Origin of the sequence: Pseudomonas sp. UC 17F4 (genome assembly GCF_900101695.1) — a bacterium.
In the GTDB taxonomy this organism is placed as follows: Bacteria; Pseudomonadota; Gammaproteobacteria; order Pseudomonadales; family Pseudomonadaceae; genus Aquipseudomonas.
On the sequence record NZ_FNKV01000002.1, the window covers coordinates 250,446 to 265,741 of the forward strand.

A 15,296-nucleotide genomic window follows, 5' to 3' on the forward strand; every position below is an offset into this window, starting at 1 on the left:
TTACCAATCGACGGGGCGCGCAAGGCGCCCCGCGTCTTGAACGGGCGGCGTGATGCTGAACAAATACCCTCTGTGGAAATACGCACTGATCCTGGTGGTACTGGCGATCGGTTTTATTTATTCCGCTCCCAACCTCTACCCTGATGATCCGGCCGTTCAGGTCAGCGGTGCCAGTACTGCACTGCAGGTCACTCAGGCCGATCTGGACCGCGTGAGCAAGGCGCTCAACGAGTCCGGTATCCAGGTCAAGGCCGCGAGCCTGGGCGAGAAGGGCAAGGTTGGCCTGGTGCGCCTGAGCAAACAGGAAGACCAACTGCCAGCCAAGGATGTAGTGCGCAAGGCACTGGGCGACGACTATGTAGTAGCGCTCAACCTGGCCCCGACTACCCCGCAATGGCTGCGCAACCTGGGCGCAAGCCCGATGAAGCTGGGCCTGGACCTTTCCGGTGGTGTGCACTTCCTGCTTGAAGTGGACATGGACAAAGCCATGTCGGCGCGCCTGAAAGTCTACGAAGGCGAAGTCAAGAGCCTGCTGCGCAAAGAGCGCGTGCGCTATCGCAGCCTGCCGCAACAAGATGGCGGCATCCAGCTGGGCTTCTCCGATGACGAATCCCGCGAACAGGCCCGCAGCCTGATCCGCAAGAATTTCAACGATTTCGAGCTGACCACCACCGAGCGCAACGGTCTGTCGGTGCTGCGCCTGGCGATTACCCCGGCCAAGGTCGCGGAAATCCGTGAATACTCGATCAAGCAGAACCTGACCACGGTACGTAACCGCGTCAACGAGCTGGGTGTAGCCGAGCCACTGGTTCAGCGCCAGGGTGCCAACCGCATCGTGGTCGAGCTGCCAGGCGTGCAGGACACCGCCGAAGCCAAGCGTATTCTCGGCAAGACCGCCAACCTCGAATTCCGCCTGGGTGCTGAGCCTGGTGCCTCGAAAGCCACCACCGAAACCTTCGAGTTCCGTGAAGGCGGTCGTTCGGCTGCGGTCGAGCGTGGCCTGATCATCACCGGTGACCAGGTGACCGACGCCCAGGCCAGCTTCGACGAGCAGGGCCGTCCGCAGGTGAACATCCGTCTGGATGGTCATGGTGGCGAGCTGATGAGTCGTGCTACCCGTAGCAACGTCGGCCGCAGCATGGCGGTGATCTTCATCGAGCAGCGTCCAACCACGCGCTACGTCAAGCAGATGGTTGACGGCGTCGAGAAAGACGTTGCCGTGCAGACTTTCACCGAAGAGAAGAAGATCATCAGCCTGGCGACCATCCAGTCGCCACTGGGCAGCCAGTTCCGCATCACCGGCCTGAACGGTCAGGGCGAGTCGTCGGAACTGGCCCTGCTGCTGCGTGCTGGTGGCCTGGCGGCGCCGATGTACTTTGCTGAAGAGCGCACCATTGGCCCGAGCCTGGGTGCCGACAACATCACCAAGGGTATCGACGCATCCCTGTGGGGCATGCTGTTTGTCTCGCTGTTCATCATGGCCATCTACCGCTTCTTCGGCCTGATCGCGACCATCGCCCTGGCCGGTAACATGGTCATGCTGCTGGCGCTGATGTCGCTGCTGGGGGCAACGCTGACCCTGCCGGGTATCGCCGGTATCGTCCTGACCATGGGTATGGCGGTTGACGCCAACGTGCTGATCTTCTCGCGGATCCGCGAAGAGCTGGCCAATGGCATGTCGGTGCAACGCGCCATCCACGAAGGTTTCAACCGTGCCTACACGGCGATTGTCGACGCCAACCTGACCACCTTGCTGGTCGGCGGCATCCTCTTCGCCATGGGTACCGGCCCGGTCAAGGGCTTCGCGGTTACCATGTCCCTCGGGATTTTCACCTCGATGTTCACGGCCGTCATGGTCACCCGTGCAATGGTCAACCTGACCTGCGGCGGGCGTGATATCAAGAAGCTGTGGGTATAAGGGGCTGCCATGTTACGTACAATCAACTTCATGGGTGTGCGCAACCTTGCGTTCGGCATCACCCTGCTTCTGACCGTGCTGGCGCTGTTCAGCTGGTTCTACAAAGGCCTCAACTTTGGTCTGGACTTCACCGGCGGTACGCTCATCGAGCTGACCTACGAGCGTCCAGCCAACCTTGGCGAGGTCCGTGAAGAGCTGGTCAAGGCCGGCTTCCAGGACGCCGTGGTGCAGAGTTTCGGTGCTACCACCGACCTGCTGGTGCGTATGCCGGGCGATGATCCGCAACTGGGTAACCGCGTGTCCGAGGCGCTGCAAAAGGTCAGCACCGACAACCCGGCGGTGGTCAAGCGTGTCGAGTTCGTTGGCCCGCAGGTCGGTGAAGAGCTGCGCGACCAGGGTGGCCTGGGCATGCTTCTGGCCCTGGGCGGCATCATGATCTACCTGGCCTTCCGCTTTCAGTGGAAGTTCGCCCTGGGTGCGATCCTGTCGCTGATCCACGACGTGGTCGTGACCATGGGTATCCTCTCGTTCTTCCAGATCACCTTCGACCTGACGGTGCTGGCGGCGGTGCTGGCGATCATTGGCTACTCGCTCAACGACACCATCGTCGTATTCGACCGGGTACGTGAGAACTTCCGGGTTTTGCGCAAGGCTTCGCTGATCGAGAACATCAACATCTCGACCACCCAGACCCTGCTGCGGACCGTGGCGACCTCGGTGTCGACCTTGCTGGCGATTGCCGCGCTGCTGTTCTTCGGTGGTGACAACCTGTGGGGCTTCTCCCTGGCGCTGTTCATCGGTGTCATGGCCGGTACCTACTCGTCGATCTACATCGCCAACGTGGTGCTGATCTGGCTGAACCTGAACAGTGAAGACCTGATCCCGACGGTGAAAGCCGAAGGTGTGGACGACCGTCCATAAGGGAATTTCCCGCACTGTTGGTCGTACAAAAGGGCGCGAGTGTTGAACTCGCGCCTTTTTTTATGCTCCAAGGCAGGGAGAAGGCGGGCAATGTTCCGCAGGTATGATCAGGAGGTTCAGGTGAACAAATCGATGCTGGTGGGTGCGGTTCTGGGTGCTGTCGGTGTAACAGCCGGAGGTGCTGTTGCCACCTACAGCCTGGTCAAGGGCGGGCCGGAATACGCCGAAGTTTTGGCGGTGCAGCCGGTCAAGCAGACGGTCAAGACACCCCGTGAAGTGTGCAAGGACGTCACTGTGACGCGTCAGGCGCCGGTCAAGGATCAACACCAGATTGCCGGTACCGTGGTCGGTGCGCTGGCAGGTGGCCTGCTGGGCAACCAGATCGGTGGCGGTACCGGCAAGAAGATCGCGACCGTGGCCGGTGCGGTCGGTGGCGGCTATGCCGGCAACAAGGTCCAGGAAGGCATGCAGGAGCGTGATACCTACACCACCACGCAAACCCGCTGCAACACGGTCAACGACCTGAGCGAGAAGGTGGTCGGCTATGACGTGAAATACTCGATCGGCGACAAGGTCGGTCAGGTGCGCATGGACCGTGACCCGGGTTCGCAAATTCCGCTGGATAAAGAAGGCAAGCTGGTACTGAGCCAGGCCCAGGCTGGCCAGTAATCTACTGTAGGAGCGGGCTTGCCCCGCGATGCGGTGTAACGGTTAGATCGCTATCGCGGGGCAAGCCCGCTCCTACAGGCCAAAAAAAAGCACCCCGAAGGGTGCTTTTTTTGTGCTCGATCGTACTTAGCGTTTGATCGAAGCAGGCAGGTGCGGCTGAATAGCAGTCAGAACGGCCTTGAAGCACTTGGTGTTGCCAGCAACGATGTGACCCTTTTCGAGGAAGTCGTGGCCACCGGTGAAGTCGCTCACCAGGCCGCCGGCTTCCTGGATCAGCAGGGCGCCTGCAGCCATGTCCCATTCCGACAGGCCCGATTCCCAGAAGGCATCGAAACGACCGGCGGCAACGTAGGCCAGGTCCAGGCTGGCAGCACCGGCGCGGCGGATGCCGGCGGTCTGGCCAACCAGGGCGCGGAACATGCCCAGGTAGTTGTCCAGGTCAGCCATCTGGTTGTCGCGGAACGGGAAGCCGGTACCCAGCAGGGCGCCTTCCAGGCTGGTGCGAGGGCTGACGCGCAGGCGGCGGCCGTTCAGCTGGGCGCCACGGCCACGGCTGGCGGTGAATTCTTCCTGGCGGACAGGGTCCAGCACCACGGCGTGCTCAAGGCGGCCACGGTATTTGCAGGCAATGCTGACAGCAAAGTGCGGAACGCCACGCAGGAAGTTGGTGGTGCCATCCAGTGGGTCGATGATCCACAGGTAGTCCTTGCCTTCTTCGCCGCTACCGGCATGCAGGCCGGTCTCTTCGCCGTAGATGGAGTGGTTCGGGTAGGCCTTGCGCAGGGCATCGATGATTTTCTGCTCTGCGGCGCGATCGACTTCGGAGACGTAATCCTTGGCGTCTTTTTCATCAACCTTGATGCTATCCAGGCGCTCGATGGAGCGGAAAATCAATTCACTGGCGCTGCGGGCGGCGCGCAGCGCGATATTCAGCATGGGCTGCATGGACGTTTCACCTGGGTCGTTAAAGAAAGCCGAACATTCTAGCAGAAAACTTTGCGCGAAGAAGGGTGACATTTGCTTTCGTAGCGTAAAGTCGGTCGCTTCTGTAAGATTTGCTCCCCCTTCGCAACGTCTGTGAGCGCTCGCCTTGCTGCAAAATATTCGTGTTGTTCTGGTCAATACCAGCCACCCCGGCAATATCGGCGGCGCTGCGCGTGCCATGAAAAACATGGGCTTGTCGCGCTTGGTGCTGGTCGATCCGCAGCATTTTCCCTCGCCCGAGGCGGATGCCCGTGCGTCGGGTGCCGATGATGTGCTGGGCGGCGCACAAGTGGTCGCCACCCTTGAAGAGGCGCTGGTCGGCTGCAACCTGGTGTTCGGTACCAGTGCCCGCGAGCGCCGCATCCCCTGGCCGCTGGTCGACCCGCGCGAGTGCGCCAGCAAGGTCATCGAGCATGCCGTTCAGGGCGAAGAGATTGCCCTGGTGTTCGGCCGTGAGCACGCCGGCCTGACCAACGAAGAGCTGCAGCGTTGCCATTTCCATGTGCACATCCCCTCGAACCCGGACTTCAGCTCGCTGAACCTCGGCGCCGCAGTGCAAGTGCTGGCCTATGAGGTGCGCATGGCCTGGCTGGCGCAGGAAGGGCAGGCGTCGCCGGTGGAAGTAGTCGACAGCAGCGAGCTGGCGACCATGGATGAAATGGAGCTGTTCTACCAGCACCTGGAAAAGACCCTGGTCGATATCGGCTTTCTCGACCCGCTCAAGCCCAGGCACCTGATGCCGCGCCTGCGTCGCCTGTACGGGCGCAGCTCGGTGGATCGTTCGGAAATGAGTATTTTGCGCGGCATTCTCACCGAAACCCAGAAAGCGGCCCGTGGCGAGCCGCATAAGCGCAAGGATCAATAGATGTTCGAGCGTCTGCGTGAAGATATCCAGAGCGTTTTCCACCGCGACCCGGCGGCGCGCAATGCCTTTGAAGTGCTGACCTGCTACCCCGGCATGCACGCGATCTGGCTGCATCGCGCGGCGCACGCGCTGTGGCGACGGGACTGCAAGTGGCTGGCGCGGCTGGTGTCGAACTTCGGCCGTTGGCTGACCGGGATCGAGATCCATCCCGGTGCCAAGGTGGGCCGGCGCTTCTTTATTGACCACGGCATGGGTATCGTCATCGGCGAAACTGCAGAGATCGGCGACGACGTCACCCTTTACCAAGGCGTAACCCTGGGCGGTACTACCTGGAACAAGGGCAAGCGTCACCCGACCCTGGAAGACGGCGTGGTCGTTGGTGCCGGGGCCAAGGTGCTGGGGCCGTTCACCGTCGGCGCCGGAGCCAAGATCGGTTCCAACGCGGTGGTCACCAAGGCGGTACCGGCCGGCGCGACTGCGGTGGGTATCCCCGGGCGGATCATCGTCAAGACCGATGCCGAGGTCGAGGCCCGGCGCAAGGCCATGGCCGAGAAGATCGGCTTCGATGCCTATGGCGTCAGCGAAGACATGCCCGACCCGGTGGCCCGCGCCATTGGTCAGTTGCTTGACCACCTGCAGGCGGTCGACGGGCGCCTGGAAGACATGTGCGGCGCGCTTAAGAATCTTGGCAGTGACTACTGCGCCAAGGAGCTGCCGGCACTGCGTGAAGAGGACTTCGCCGAGATCAAGGATGAGGCCCGCAGCGACGCGTCGACGCATTGACAGAAGGGGCGTGCGCAAGCGCCCCTTAGTTTGCTATCATTCCGCCGCCCTCTTGCGGTAAACCCGACTAAAGCACTAGGTCTTATAGTTGACTTAAATGCTCGGGAATAGCATACTCGCTCCCATCCCGTAACCCCGTGGTACCTACTAGCCATGCGACTGACTACAAAAGGCCGATACGCCGTGACCGCCATGCTCGACCTGGCGTTGCACGCGCAGAATGGGCCGGTGTCTCTGGCCGACATTTCCGAGCGCCAAGGCATTTCCCTCTCTTATCTGGAGCAGCTGTTTGCAAAGCTGCGCCGCAGCAGCCTGGTTTCCAGTGTGCGCGGCCCTGGCGGCGGCTACCAGCTGTCGCGAAGCATGGAGAGCATTCAGGTCGCCCAGGTCATCGACGCGGTCAACGAATCGGTCGATGCCACGCGCTGCCAGGGGCTGGGTGATTGCCACGCCGGCGACACCTGCCTGACCCACCACCTGTGGTGCGACCTCAGCCAGCAGATTCACGAATTCCTCAGCGGCATCAGCCTGGCTGACCTTGTCACTCGCCGTGAGGTACAAGAAGTCGCCCAGCGCCAGGACCTGCGTCGTATCGCAGGCCGGGCACCGCAGCTGGACAAGATTGAGACGTCCGCCGTCGAATGACCGTTTCGACGCGCGGCGCGACCGCCTGATAGGAGATATTCAATGAAGTTGCCGATCTACCTCGATTACTCCGCGACCACCCCGGTCGATCCACGCGTTGCCCAGAAGATGAGCGACTGCCTGCTGGTCGACGGGAACTTCGGTAACCCGGCGTCGCGCTCCCACGTCTTTGGCTGGAAAGCCGAAGAAGCGGTCGAGAACGCCCGTCGCCAGGTCGCCGACCTGGTCAATGCCGACCCGCGTGAAATTGTCTGGACCAGCGGTGCCACCGAGTCCGACAACCTGGCAATCAAGGGCGTCGCGCACTTCTACAGCACCAAGGGCAAGCACCTGATCACCTCCAAGATCGAGCACAAGGCTGTCCTGGACAGCACTCGTCAGCTGGAGCGTGAAGGCTTTGAAGTGACCTACATCGAGCCAGGCGCCGATGGCCTGATCACCCCGGCTATGGTTGAAGCTGCCCTGCGTGAAGACACCATTCTGGTGTCGATCATGCACGTGAACAACGAAATCGGCACCATCAACGACATCGCCGCCATTGGCGAGCTGACCCGCGCCCGCGGCGTCATGTTCCACGTCGATGCCGCGCAGTCCACCGGCAAGGTCGAGATCGACCTGCAAAAGCTCAAGGTCGACCTGATGTCGTTCTCGGCGCACAAGACCTATGGCCCTAAAGGCATTGGCGCGCTGTACGTCAGCCGCAAGCCTCGCGTGCGCCTGGAAGCCACCATGCACGGCGGCGGTCACGAGCGCGGCATGCGTTCGGGCACCCTGGCCACCCACCAGATCGTCGGCATGGGCGAAGCCTTCGCCATCGCCAAAGAGCTGATGGCCAGCGAGAACCTGCGCATCAAGGCCCTGAGCGACCGCTTCTACAAGCAGGTTGAAGGCCTCGAAGAGCTGTACATCAACGGCAGCATGACCGCGCGCATTCCGCACAACCTGAACCTGAGCTTCAACTACGTCGAAGGCGAGTCGCTGATCATGGCGCTCAAGGACCTGGCCGTTTCGTCCGGCTCGGCCTGTACTTCGGCTTCGCTCGAGCCGTCCTACGTGCTGCGTGCCCTGGGCCGCAACGACGAACTGGCACACAGCTCGATCCGCTTTACCTTCGGTCGCTTCACCACCGAAGAAGAAATCGACTACGCCGCGCAGAAGGTTTGCGAGGCCGTAACCAAGCTGCGCGAATTGTCGCCGCTGTGGGATATGTACAAAGACGGCGTCGACATCTCCAAGATCGAGTGGGCTGCGCACTAAGTAGTCGCCGGCAAGAGCGGCTCTCTGATGAGGAAGGAATTGCACCATGGCATACAGTGAAAAGGTCATCGACCACTACGAAAACCCGCGTAACGTCGGCAAGATGAATGCCGAGGACCCGGATGTCGGCACCGGCATGGTCGGCGCTCCGGCGTGCGGCGACGTCATGCGCCTGCAGATCAAGGTCAACGAGCAGGGCGTTATCGAAGACGCCAAGTTCAAGACCTACGGCTGCGGTTCGGCCATCGCTTCCAGCTCCCTCGCTACCGAGTGGATGAAGGGCAAGACCCTGGACGAAGCGGAAACCATCAAGAACACCCAGCTGGCCGAAGAACTGGCGCTGCCGCCGGTTAAAATCCACTGCTCGGTACTCGCCGAGGACGCCATCAAGGCGGCCGTGCGCGATTACAAGCAGAAGAAAGGTTTGCTCTAAGGTCGCCTGTTGCAGGTAAGGAGTCTCGATGGCTATCAGCATGACAGAAGCCGCCGCCAAACATGTGCGGCGCTCCCTCGACGGACGCGGCAAGGGTGAAGGTATTCGCCTTGGCGTGCGCACCACTGGCTGCTCGGGCCTGGCCTATGTGCTGGAGTTCGTCGATGAAGTAACCTCCGATGACCAGGTCTTCGAAAGCCATGGCGAAAAGGTCATCATCGATCCGAAAAGCCTGACGTACCTCGACGGTACCGAGCTGGATTTCGTCAAGGAAGGGTTGAACGAAGGCTTCAAGTTCAACAACCCCAACGTGCGCGGTGAGTGTGGCTGCGGCGAAAGCTTCAACGTCTGAGGCTGCGCGTGGGTACTCCTTGTCATTTCGCCCTGTTTGACCTGCAACCTGGCTTCCGTCTGGACCTCGACAAGCTGGCTGTTCGCTATCGCGAGCTGGCCCGCGAGGTCCATCCGGATCGCTTCGCCGATGCCTCCGAACGTGAACAGCGCATTGCGCTGGAGCGTTCGGCTGCGCTGAACGAGGCCTACCAGACTCTCAAGAGCGCGCCCCGGCGTGCCCGCTACCTGTTGGCGATCGGCGGCCATGAAGTGCCGCAGGAAGTCACCGTCCATGATCCCGAGTTCCTGCTGCAGCAGATGCAGCTGCGTGAAGAGCTCGAAGACCTCCAGGACAGTGCCGACCTCGATGGCGTGGCCGTCTTCAAGCGTCGCTTGAAAGCCGCCCAGGAAGCACTCAACGAGGACTTCGCCGCCTGCTGGGATGATGCTGCGCAGCGTGAACAGGCCGAGCGCCTGATGCGCCGCATGCAGTTTCTCGACAAGCTCGCCTACGAAGTGCGCCAGCTGGAAGAGCGCCTCGACGACTAACCCGGCGCTGCTTCTGGCGGCGCCCCTGGTATTCAGATAAGCATGGCCCTACTGCAGATCGCCGAACCCGGTCAGAGCCCCCAGCCGCACCAGCGTCGCCTGGCGGTGGGTATTGACCTTGGTACCACCAATTCCCTGGTTGCTGCCCTGCGCAGCGGCCGCAGCGAGCCCCTGCCCGATGCCCAAGGCCGGGTGATCCTGCCGTCCGCAGTGCGCTATCACGCTGACCACATCGATGTCGGCCAGAGCGCCCGCGACGCCGCCTCCAGCGACCCGCTCAACACCGTGCTGTCGGTCAAGCGCCTGATGGGCCGTGGCCTGGCAGACGTCAAGCAACTGGGTGAGCAACTGCCGTACCGCTTTGTCGGTGGCGAGTCGCACATGCCGTTCATCGACACCGTCCAGGGCCCGAAAAGCCCGGTGGAAGTCTCGGCCGACATCCTCAAGGTGCTGCGCCAGCGCGCCGAAGAGACCCTCGGCGGCGAACTGGTTGGCGCGGTGATCACCGTGCCGGCGTATTTCGACGACGCCCAGCGCCAGGCCACCAAGGACGCCGCGCGTCTGGCCGGCCTGAACGTGTTGCGCCTGCTCAACGAGCCGACCGCGGCGGCCGTGGCCTATGGCCTGGACCAGAATGCCGAAGGCCTGGTGGCCATCTATGACCTGGGTGGCGGTACTTTCGATATCTCGATCCTGCGCCTGACCGGCGGTGTCTTTGAAGTGCTGGCCACCGGTGGCGACAGCGCCCTGGGCGGCGACGACTTCGACCACGCCATCGCCAGCTGGATTGTCGAGCAGGCCGGCTTGTCCTCGGACCTCGATCCGGGTGCCCAGCGCCAGCTGCTGCAGACCGCCTGCGCAGCCAAAGAGGCCCTGACCAATGCTGATGTGGTCAGGGTCGCCTATGGCAACTGGCAGGCCGAGCTGACCCGCAGTGCCTTCGATGCCCTGATCGAGCCCATGGTCGCCCGCAGCCTCAAGGCCTGCCGCCGCGCCGTGCGTGACAGCGGCGTCGAGCTCGAAGAAGTTGCCGCAGTGGTCATGGTCGGTGGTTCGACCCGCGTGCCGCGTGTGCGCGAGGCCGTCGGCACGTTGTTTGGGCGTACCCCGCTGACCGAAATCGACCCGGACCAGGTAGTCGCCATCGGCGCCGCCATCCAGGCCGATACCCTGGCTGGCAACCGCCGTGATGGTGGCGAATTGCTGCTGCTGGACGTGATTCCGTTGTCCCTGGGTCTGGAAACCATGGGTGGGCTGATGGAGAAGGTGATTCCGCGCAACACCACCATCCCGGTTGCCCGCGCCCAGGAGTTCACCACCTACAAAGATGGCCAGTCGGCCATGATGATTCATGTGCTGCAGGGCGAGCGCGAACTGATCAGTGACTGCCGCTCCCTGGCGCGCTTCGAACTGCGCGGCATCCCGGCGATGGTTGCCGGTGCGGCGAAGATCCGCGTGACCTTCCAGGTCGATGCCGACGGCCTGCTCAGCGTTTCGGCGCGCGAGCTGGGCTCGGGTGTCGAATCGAGCATCCAGGTCAAGCCGTCCTACGGCCTGACCGACGGCGAAATCGCCCGTATGCTCAAGGACTCCTTCGAGCATGCCGGTTTCGACAAGGTGGCGCGCCAGCTGCGCGAGCACCAGGTCGACGCCGAGCGCCTGCTCGAAGCGGTACAGGGCGCCCTGGACGCCGATGGCGAACGCCTGCTGGACGCCGAAGAGCGCCTGGCAATCGAGCAACAGATGCAAGACTTGCGTGATTTGATCAACGGCACCGATGGCGCGGCCATCGAGCAACAGACCAAGCGTCTGTCGCAGGTGACCGATGCCTTTGCCGCCCGTCGCCTTGATTCGACGGTAAAAGCCGCTTTGGCCGGGCGCAACCTGAATGAGATCGAGGAATAACTGATGCCGCAGGTGATTTTTCTGCCCCACGAGAGATTCTGCCCGGATGGCATGGTCGTGGAGGCCGAGACCGGGAAATCCATTCTCGAGGTGGCCCATGACAACCACATTGAGATCGAAAGCGCTTGTGGTGGCGTCTGCGCCTGTACCACGTGCCACTGCGTCATTCGCGAAGGTTTCAATTCGCTCAATGAGGCTGACGAGCTGGAAGAGGACTTCCTGGATCGCGCATGGGGCCTTGAGCCTACGTCGCGCCTGACCTGTCAGGCCGTGGTCGGTACCGAGGATGTAACTGTCGAGATTCCGAAATACTCGCTCAACCACGCTGCCGAAGCGCCGCATTGATCCTGGAGCCGACATGAGCCTGAAATGGGTTGATGTACTTGAAATTGCAATCCAGCTTGCCGAAAGCAAGCCGGAAGTCGATCCTCGTTATGTGAACTTCGTCGATCTGCACCGTTGGGTGCTGGCATTGCCGGAATTCAGTGACGATCCGACCCGTGGCGGCGAGAAGGTTCTCGAAGCCATCCAGGCGGCCTGGATCGAAGAAGCCGACTGAGCGCGCTCGGCAGGTTAGGCAATCCCCCGGAACCCGCGTATAATTCGCGGGTTTAATTTTTCGCTTCACTCAACGTTTCTGGAGTTTCACCATGGCTGTTCAACGTACTTTCTCGATCATCAAGCCTGACGCCGTTGCTAAAAACGTGATCGGCGAGATCACCACCCGTTTCGAAAAAGCCGGCCTGCGCGTCGTTGCCTCGAAACTCAAGCAACTGTCCAAAGCCGAAGCCGAAGGCTTCTACGCTGAGCACAAAGAGCGCGGTTTCTTCGGCGACCTGGTTGCCTTCATGATCTCCGGTCCTGTTGTTGTCCAGGTTCTGGAAGGCGAAAACGCCATCGCTCTGAACCGTGAGCTGATGGGCGCTACCAACCCTAAAGAAGCTGCTGCCGGCACCATCCGTGCTGACTTCGCCGAGTCCATCGACGCCAACGCCGTTCACGGTTCGGACTCCGAAGCCGCCGCTGCTCGCGAAATCTCGTACTTCTTCGCAGCTACCGAGGTAACCACTCGCTAAGCGAAAGCTTACGGGTGAGGGTGAATCCATGACGACATCGACTGGCAAAACTAACCTGTTGGGGCTTACCCAGCCGGAAATGGAAAAATTCTTCGACTCTATCGGGGAGAAGCGTTTCCGTGCCGGTCAGGTAATGAAATGGATTCACCACTTTGGCGTCGATGATTTCGACGCCATGACGAATGTCGGCAAGGCCTTGCGCGAAAAGCTCAAGGCTGTTGCCGAGATTCGCGGTCCGGAAGTGGTCAGCGAGGACATCTCCAGCGACGGCACCCGTAAATGGGTGGTGCGCGTGGCGTCCGGCAGCTGCGTCGAGACCGTGTACATCCCCCAGGGCAAGCGTGGCACCCTGTGTGTCTCGTCCCAGGCCGGTTGCGCCCTGGACTGCAGTTTCTGCTCCACCGGCAAGCAAGGATTCAACAGCAACCTCACCGCCGCCGAAGTGATCGGCCAGGTGTGGATTGCCAACAAGTCGTTCGGCAGCGTGCCGGCCACCATCGACCGTGCCATCACCAACGTGGTGATGATGGGCATGGGTGAGCCACTGCTGAACTTCGACAACGTGGTCGCCGCCATGCACCTGATGATGGACGACCTCGGCTACGGTATTTCCAAGCGCCGGGTGACCCTGTCCACTTCCGGCGTGGTACCGATGATCGAAGAGCTGGCCAAGCACATCGACGTCTCCCTGGCCCTCTCGCTGCACGCGCCGAACGATGCGCTGCGCAACGAGCTGGTACCGCTCAACAAGAAGTACCCGCTCAAGGTCCTGCTCGAAGCCTGCATGAACTACATGTCGCAGCTGGGCGAAAAGCGCGTGCTGACCATTGAGTACACCCTGCTCAAGGACGTCAACGACAAGCTCGAACACGCCGTGGAAATGGCCGAGTTGCTCAAGAACGTGCCGTGCAAGATCAACCTGATTCCGTTCAACCCGTTCCCGCATTCCGGTTACGAGCGGCCGAGCAACAACGCCATCCGTCGTTTCCAGGACCACCTGCATCACGCCGGCTACAACGTTACCGTGCGCACCACCCGTGGTGAAGACATCGACGCGGCGTGCGGCCAGCTGGTCGGCCAGGTGATGGACCGCACCCGCCGCAGCGAGCGCTATATCGCCGTACGTCAGTTGAATGCCGACGGTGACGTGCAAGAAAGCGCTGCGCGCAACTGAAGAGAGGACCTCCATGACCCTGCGCTTCGCGCTGTCGATCCTGGCGCTCGCCCTGCTTGCAGGTTGCGTGTCCGGCGGGAGTTCGGACGCGCTGGGCAGTCGTGAAGGTCGCGAGCAGGCACGCCAAGCCTATGTGCAGTTGGGCCTGGGTTATTTGCAACAAGGTTTGACCGAGCAGGCCAAGGCGCCGCTGAAAAAAGCCCTCGACCTCGATAGCCAGGATGCCGCAGCCCATGCGGCCCTGGCTTTGGTGTTTCAGGCCGAAGACGAGCCGGAACTGGCCGAGGCGCACTTTCGCAAGGCCCTGGCCCGGCGCCCGGACGACACCCGAATTCGCAACAATTACGGCAGTTTCCTTTATGCTCGTGGGCAATACGCCCAGGCGCAGCAGATGTTTGCCCAAGCGGCGGCCGATACCCTGTATCCTGAACGCTCCCGGGTGTTCGAGAACCTTGGCCTGACCGCGCTCAGGCTGGGGCAGCGCGCCGAAGCGCAGGAATACCTGGTAAAAGCTTTGCGACTCAACCAGCAGCAGCCGCGCGCGTTGCTGGAAATGGCTGAGTTGTCTTACGAAGACAGGCATTATGTGCCGGCCCGTGACTACTACGATCGTTTCAGCCAGCTGAGCGACCACAGTGCCCGCAGCCTGCTGCTGGGCAGCCGCCTGGCCAGCGTCTTCGAAGAACGGAACAAGGCCAGCGAACTGGGCCTGCAATTACAACGACTTTATCCCGGTACGCCGGAATATCAGCAATACCTGTCGGAGCAATGATGAAAGCGGCGCATCCCGAAGCAGCAGCAGCGACTCGCGAAAATCCCGGTGAAATCCTGCGTCAGGCCCGCGAGAGCAGGGACTGGTCCCAGGCCGAAGTGGCCCGCAAGCTCAACCTCACCGTGAGTTCCCTGAACAATCTAGAAGCCGGCGCCTTCGACAAGCTGCCGGGGCATACCTTTGCCCGTGGCTACATACGCGCCTATGCCAAGCTGCTGGACATGGACCAGGCTGCCCTGGTGCAGGCTTTCGACCAGTGCACCGGCACCCACGCCCAGGGCAGCGACGTTCACGCCCTTGGCCGCATCGAAGAGCCGGTGCGCCTGTCCCACAACATCCTGCGTATCGTCAGCCTGGTGCTGCTGGTGGTGGTGATCGGTGGTGGCTTCTTCTGGTGGCAGGACCAGACCAGCCTGCGAGGCAAGGACCTGGCCAACATGGCCCTGGAGCACGTCGAAGTCGAGAGCGCCGACGGCACCACCCAGATTCACCCGCTGGACGAGCCTGAAGACCAGGCTGTGAGCGCTGGCCAGCAACCGCAAAGCACTGCCTTGAGCCTTGAGCAGGCCCCGACAGAACCGGCTGGCGCCGCACCTGCCGAACAAGCACCGGCCAGCCCTGCTGCCACGCCTGCTGCGCCTGCCGCCAGCGCCGCGACCACGCCGGTTGTACCGGCTCCAGCGCCAGCCCCGGTGGCGCCCGTGGTCAACAGTGCAGTGGTTGCCGCTGCGCCAGCAGCACCTGCTGTCGCCGCTCCAGCCCCGGCCGGTAGCGGCCAGCTGCACATGCAATTCAACGCCGATTGCTGGACCTCGGTCACCGACGGCAACGGCAAGCTGCTGTTCAGCGCCATCAAGCGCAAGGGCGACAGCCTGGACCTGACCGGCAAGCCGCCGTTTTCGGTACGCCTGGGCTTTGCCCGCGGCGTGCAGGTCAGCTACAACGGCCAGCCTGTCGACGTTGCGCCGTTCACCAGTGGCGAGACCGCTCGCCTGAAGTTGGGACAATAAGT

General features: G+C 62.0%; 18 protein-coding genes. 17 read left to right on the forward strand and 1 reads right to left on the reverse strand.

Annotated elements, in window-relative coordinates; all coding sequences use genetic code 11:
• The first annotated feature begins 52 nt into the window (after positions 1 to 52).
• The 3 genes from secD (at position 53) to BLR26_RS26490 (ending at position 3,508) form a co-directional block, all read left to right on the forward strand.
• Positions 53 to 1,918: a protein translocase subunit SecD gene (gene secD, locus BLR26_RS26480; RefSeq protein ID WP_045196186.1), complete on the forward strand. Its 1,866-nt coding sequence runs from the start codon at positions 53 to 55 to the stop codon at positions 1,916 to 1,918.
• A gap of 9 nt (positions 1,919 to 1,927) precedes the next feature.
• Positions 1,928 to 2,839 carry a protein translocase subunit SecF gene (gene secF, locus BLR26_RS26485; protein ID WP_045196188.1) on the forward strand — a complete coding sequence of 304 codons (912 nt, stop codon included), beginning with the start codon at positions 1,928 to 1,930 and terminating at the stop codon, positions 2,837 to 2,839.
• Positions 2,840 to 2,959: 120 nt separating this feature from the next.
• Entirely contained in the window at positions 2,960 to 3,508 is a 549-nt protein-coding gene (locus BLR26_RS26490; RefSeq protein ID WP_045196190.1) for a glycine zipper 2TM domain-containing protein, read from the forward strand.
• 126 nt (positions 3,509 to 3,634) lie between these two features.
• Here the strand turns inward: BLR26_RS26490 and suhB are convergent, their stop codons facing one another.
• Complete coding sequence (suhB, locus tag BLR26_RS26495; RefSeq protein ID WP_010223469.1) at positions 3,635 to 4,453, reverse strand: type III secretion system regulator SuhB; 819 nt, start codon at positions 4,451 to 4,453, stop codon at positions 3,635 to 3,637.
• Positions 4,454 to 4,598: 145 nt separating this feature from the next.
• Here suhB and trmJ point away from each other — a divergent pair, with 145 nt between their 5' ends.
• The 14 genes from trmJ (at position 4,599) to BLR26_RS26565 (ending at position 15,294) form a co-directional block, all read left to right on the forward strand.
• Positions 4,599 to 5,357, forward strand: a complete 759-nt coding sequence (gene trmJ, locus BLR26_RS26500) for a tRNA (cytosine(32)/uridine(32)-2'-O)-methyltransferase TrmJ (RefSeq protein WP_093388088.1) — start codon at positions 4,599 to 4,601, stop codon at positions 5,355 to 5,357.
• Positions 5,358 to 6,140 (forward strand): serine O-acetyltransferase, encoded by a 783-nt coding sequence (cysE, locus tag BLR26_RS26505; RefSeq protein WP_045196194.1) that lies wholly within the window; start codon positions 5,358 to 5,360, stop codon positions 6,138 to 6,140.
• Between the two features lie 153 nt (positions 6,141 to 6,293).
• Positions 6,294 to 6,785 (forward strand): Fe-S cluster assembly transcriptional regulator IscR, encoded by a 492-nt coding sequence (gene iscR / locus BLR26_RS26510; RefSeq protein WP_036993915.1) that lies wholly within the window; start codon positions 6,294 to 6,296, stop codon positions 6,783 to 6,785.
• A 42-nt stretch (positions 6,786 to 6,827) separates the two neighbouring features.
• The gene (locus BLR26_RS26515; RefSeq protein WP_045196198.1) at positions 6,828 to 8,042 is read left to right on the forward strand and encodes an IscS subfamily cysteine desulfurase; all 1,215 of its coding nucleotides are present in this window, start codon (positions 6,828 to 6,830) and stop codon (positions 8,040 to 8,042) included.
• Positions 8,043 to 8,088: 46 nt separating this feature from the next.
• Positions 8,089 to 8,475 carry a Fe-S cluster assembly scaffold IscU gene (gene iscU / locus BLR26_RS26520; RefSeq protein WP_002552476.1) on the forward strand — a complete coding sequence of 129 codons (387 nt, stop codon included), beginning with the start codon at positions 8,089 to 8,091 and terminating at the stop codon, positions 8,473 to 8,475.
• A 28-nt stretch (positions 8,476 to 8,503) separates the two neighbouring features.
• The gene (gene iscA / locus BLR26_RS26525) at positions 8,504 to 8,827 is read left to right on the forward strand and encodes an iron-sulfur cluster assembly protein IscA (protein WP_045196204.1); all 324 of its coding nucleotides are present in this window, start codon (positions 8,504 to 8,506) and stop codon (positions 8,825 to 8,827) included.
• A gap of 8 nt (positions 8,828 to 8,835) precedes the next feature.
• Positions 8,836 to 9,357 carry a co-chaperone HscB gene (hscB, locus tag BLR26_RS26530; protein ID WP_093388090.1) on the forward strand — a complete coding sequence of 174 codons (522 nt, stop codon included), beginning with the start codon at positions 8,836 to 8,838 and terminating at the stop codon, positions 9,355 to 9,357.
• Positions 9,358 to 9,399: 42 nt separating this feature from the next.
• Positions 9,400 to 11,262, forward strand: coding sequence for a Fe-S protein assembly chaperone HscA (gene hscA / locus BLR26_RS26535; protein ID WP_093388092.1), 1,863 nt, complete (start codon positions 9,400 to 9,402; stop codon positions 11,260 to 11,262).
• A 3-nt stretch (positions 11,263 to 11,265) separates the two neighbouring features.
• Entirely contained in the window at positions 11,266 to 11,607 is a 342-nt protein-coding gene (fdx, locus tag BLR26_RS26540) for an ISC system 2Fe-2S type ferredoxin (RefSeq protein WP_045196210.1), read from the forward strand.
• Between the two features lie 13 nt (positions 11,608 to 11,620).
• Positions 11,621 to 11,821 carry a Fe-S cluster assembly protein IscX gene (iscX, locus tag BLR26_RS26545; protein WP_045196212.1) on the forward strand — a complete coding sequence of 67 codons (201 nt, stop codon included), beginning with the start codon at positions 11,621 to 11,623 and terminating at the stop codon, positions 11,819 to 11,821.
• Positions 11,822 to 11,912: 91 nt separating this feature from the next.
• Positions 11,913 to 12,338, forward strand: a complete 426-nt coding sequence (gene ndk / locus BLR26_RS26550; RefSeq protein WP_007964426.1) for a nucleoside-diphosphate kinase — start codon at positions 11,913 to 11,915, stop codon at positions 12,336 to 12,338.
• Between the two features lie 28 nt (positions 12,339 to 12,366).
• Positions 12,367 to 13,512 carry a dual-specificity RNA methyltransferase RlmN gene (gene rlmN / locus BLR26_RS26555; protein ID WP_045196215.1) on the forward strand — a complete coding sequence of 382 codons (1,146 nt, stop codon included), beginning with the start codon at positions 12,367 to 12,369 and terminating at the stop codon, positions 13,510 to 13,512.
• A gap of 13 nt (positions 13,513 to 13,525) precedes the next feature.
• A complete protein-coding gene (gene pilW, locus BLR26_RS26560) occupies positions 13,526 to 14,284 on the forward strand; it encodes a type IV pilus biogenesis/stability protein PilW (RefSeq protein ID WP_045196217.1) in 759 nt (252 codons plus the stop codon).
• Positions 14,284 to 15,294: a RodZ domain-containing protein gene (locus BLR26_RS26565; RefSeq protein WP_093388094.1), complete on the forward strand. Its 1,011-nt coding sequence runs from the start codon at positions 14,284 to 14,286 to the stop codon at positions 15,292 to 15,294. The genes pilW and BLR26_RS26565 overlap by 1 nt, the downstream gene beginning before the upstream one ends.
• Positions 15,295 to 15,296 lie beyond the last annotated feature (2 nt).

What these genes read in the sequence shown, in the direction of transcription:
- secD (WP_045196186.1), top strand. Translation starts at nt 53, where the DNA reads ATGCTGAACAAATACCCTCTGTGGAAATACGCACTGATCCTGGTGGTA.
- secF (WP_045196188.1), top strand. Translation starts at nt 1,928, where the DNA reads ATGTTACGTACAATCAACTTCATGGGTGTGCGCAACCTTGCGTTCGGC.
- suhB (WP_010223469.1), bottom strand. Translation starts at nt 4,453, where the DNA reads ATGCAGCCCATGCTGAATATCGCGCTGCGCGCCGCCCGCAGCGCCAGT.
- cysE (WP_045196194.1), top strand. Translation starts at nt 5,358, where the DNA reads ATGTTCGAGCGTCTGCGTGAAGATATCCAGAGCGTTTTCCACCGCGAC.
- iscR (WP_036993915.1), top strand. Translation starts at nt 6,294, where the DNA reads ATGCGACTGACTACAAAAGGCCGATACGCCGTGACCGCCATGCTCGAC.
- BLR26_RS26515 (WP_045196198.1), top strand. Translation starts at nt 6,828, where the DNA reads ATGAAGTTGCCGATCTACCTCGATTACTCCGCGACCACCCCGGTCGAT.
- iscU (WP_002552476.1), top strand. Translation starts at nt 8,089, where the DNA reads ATGGCATACAGTGAAAAGGTCATCGACCACTACGAAAACCCGCGTAAC.
- iscA (WP_045196204.1), top strand. Translation starts at nt 8,504, where the DNA reads ATGGCTATCAGCATGACAGAAGCCGCCGCCAAACATGTGCGGCGCTCC.
- hscA (WP_093388092.1), top strand. Translation starts at nt 9,400, where the DNA reads ATGGCCCTACTGCAGATCGCCGAACCCGGTCAGAGCCCCCAGCCGCAC.
- fdx (WP_045196210.1), top strand. Translation starts at nt 11,266, where the DNA reads ATGCCGCAGGTGATTTTTCTGCCCCACGAGAGATTCTGCCCGGATGGC.
- iscX (WP_045196212.1), top strand. Translation starts at nt 11,621, where the DNA reads ATGAGCCTGAAATGGGTTGATGTACTTGAAATTGCAATCCAGCTTGCC.
- ndk (WP_007964426.1), top strand. Translation starts at nt 11,913, where the DNA reads ATGGCTGTTCAACGTACTTTCTCGATCATCAAGCCTGACGCCGTTGCT.
- rlmN (WP_045196215.1), top strand. Translation starts at nt 12,367, where the DNA reads ATGACGACATCGACTGGCAAAACTAACCTGTTGGGGCTTACCCAGCCG.
- pilW (WP_045196217.1), top strand. Translation starts at nt 13,526, where the DNA reads ATGACCCTGCGCTTCGCGCTGTCGATCCTGGCGCTCGCCCTGCTTGCA.
- BLR26_RS26565 (WP_093388094.1), top strand. Translation starts at nt 14,284, where the DNA reads ATGAAAGCGGCGCATCCCGAAGCAGCAGCAGCGACTCGCGAAAATCCC.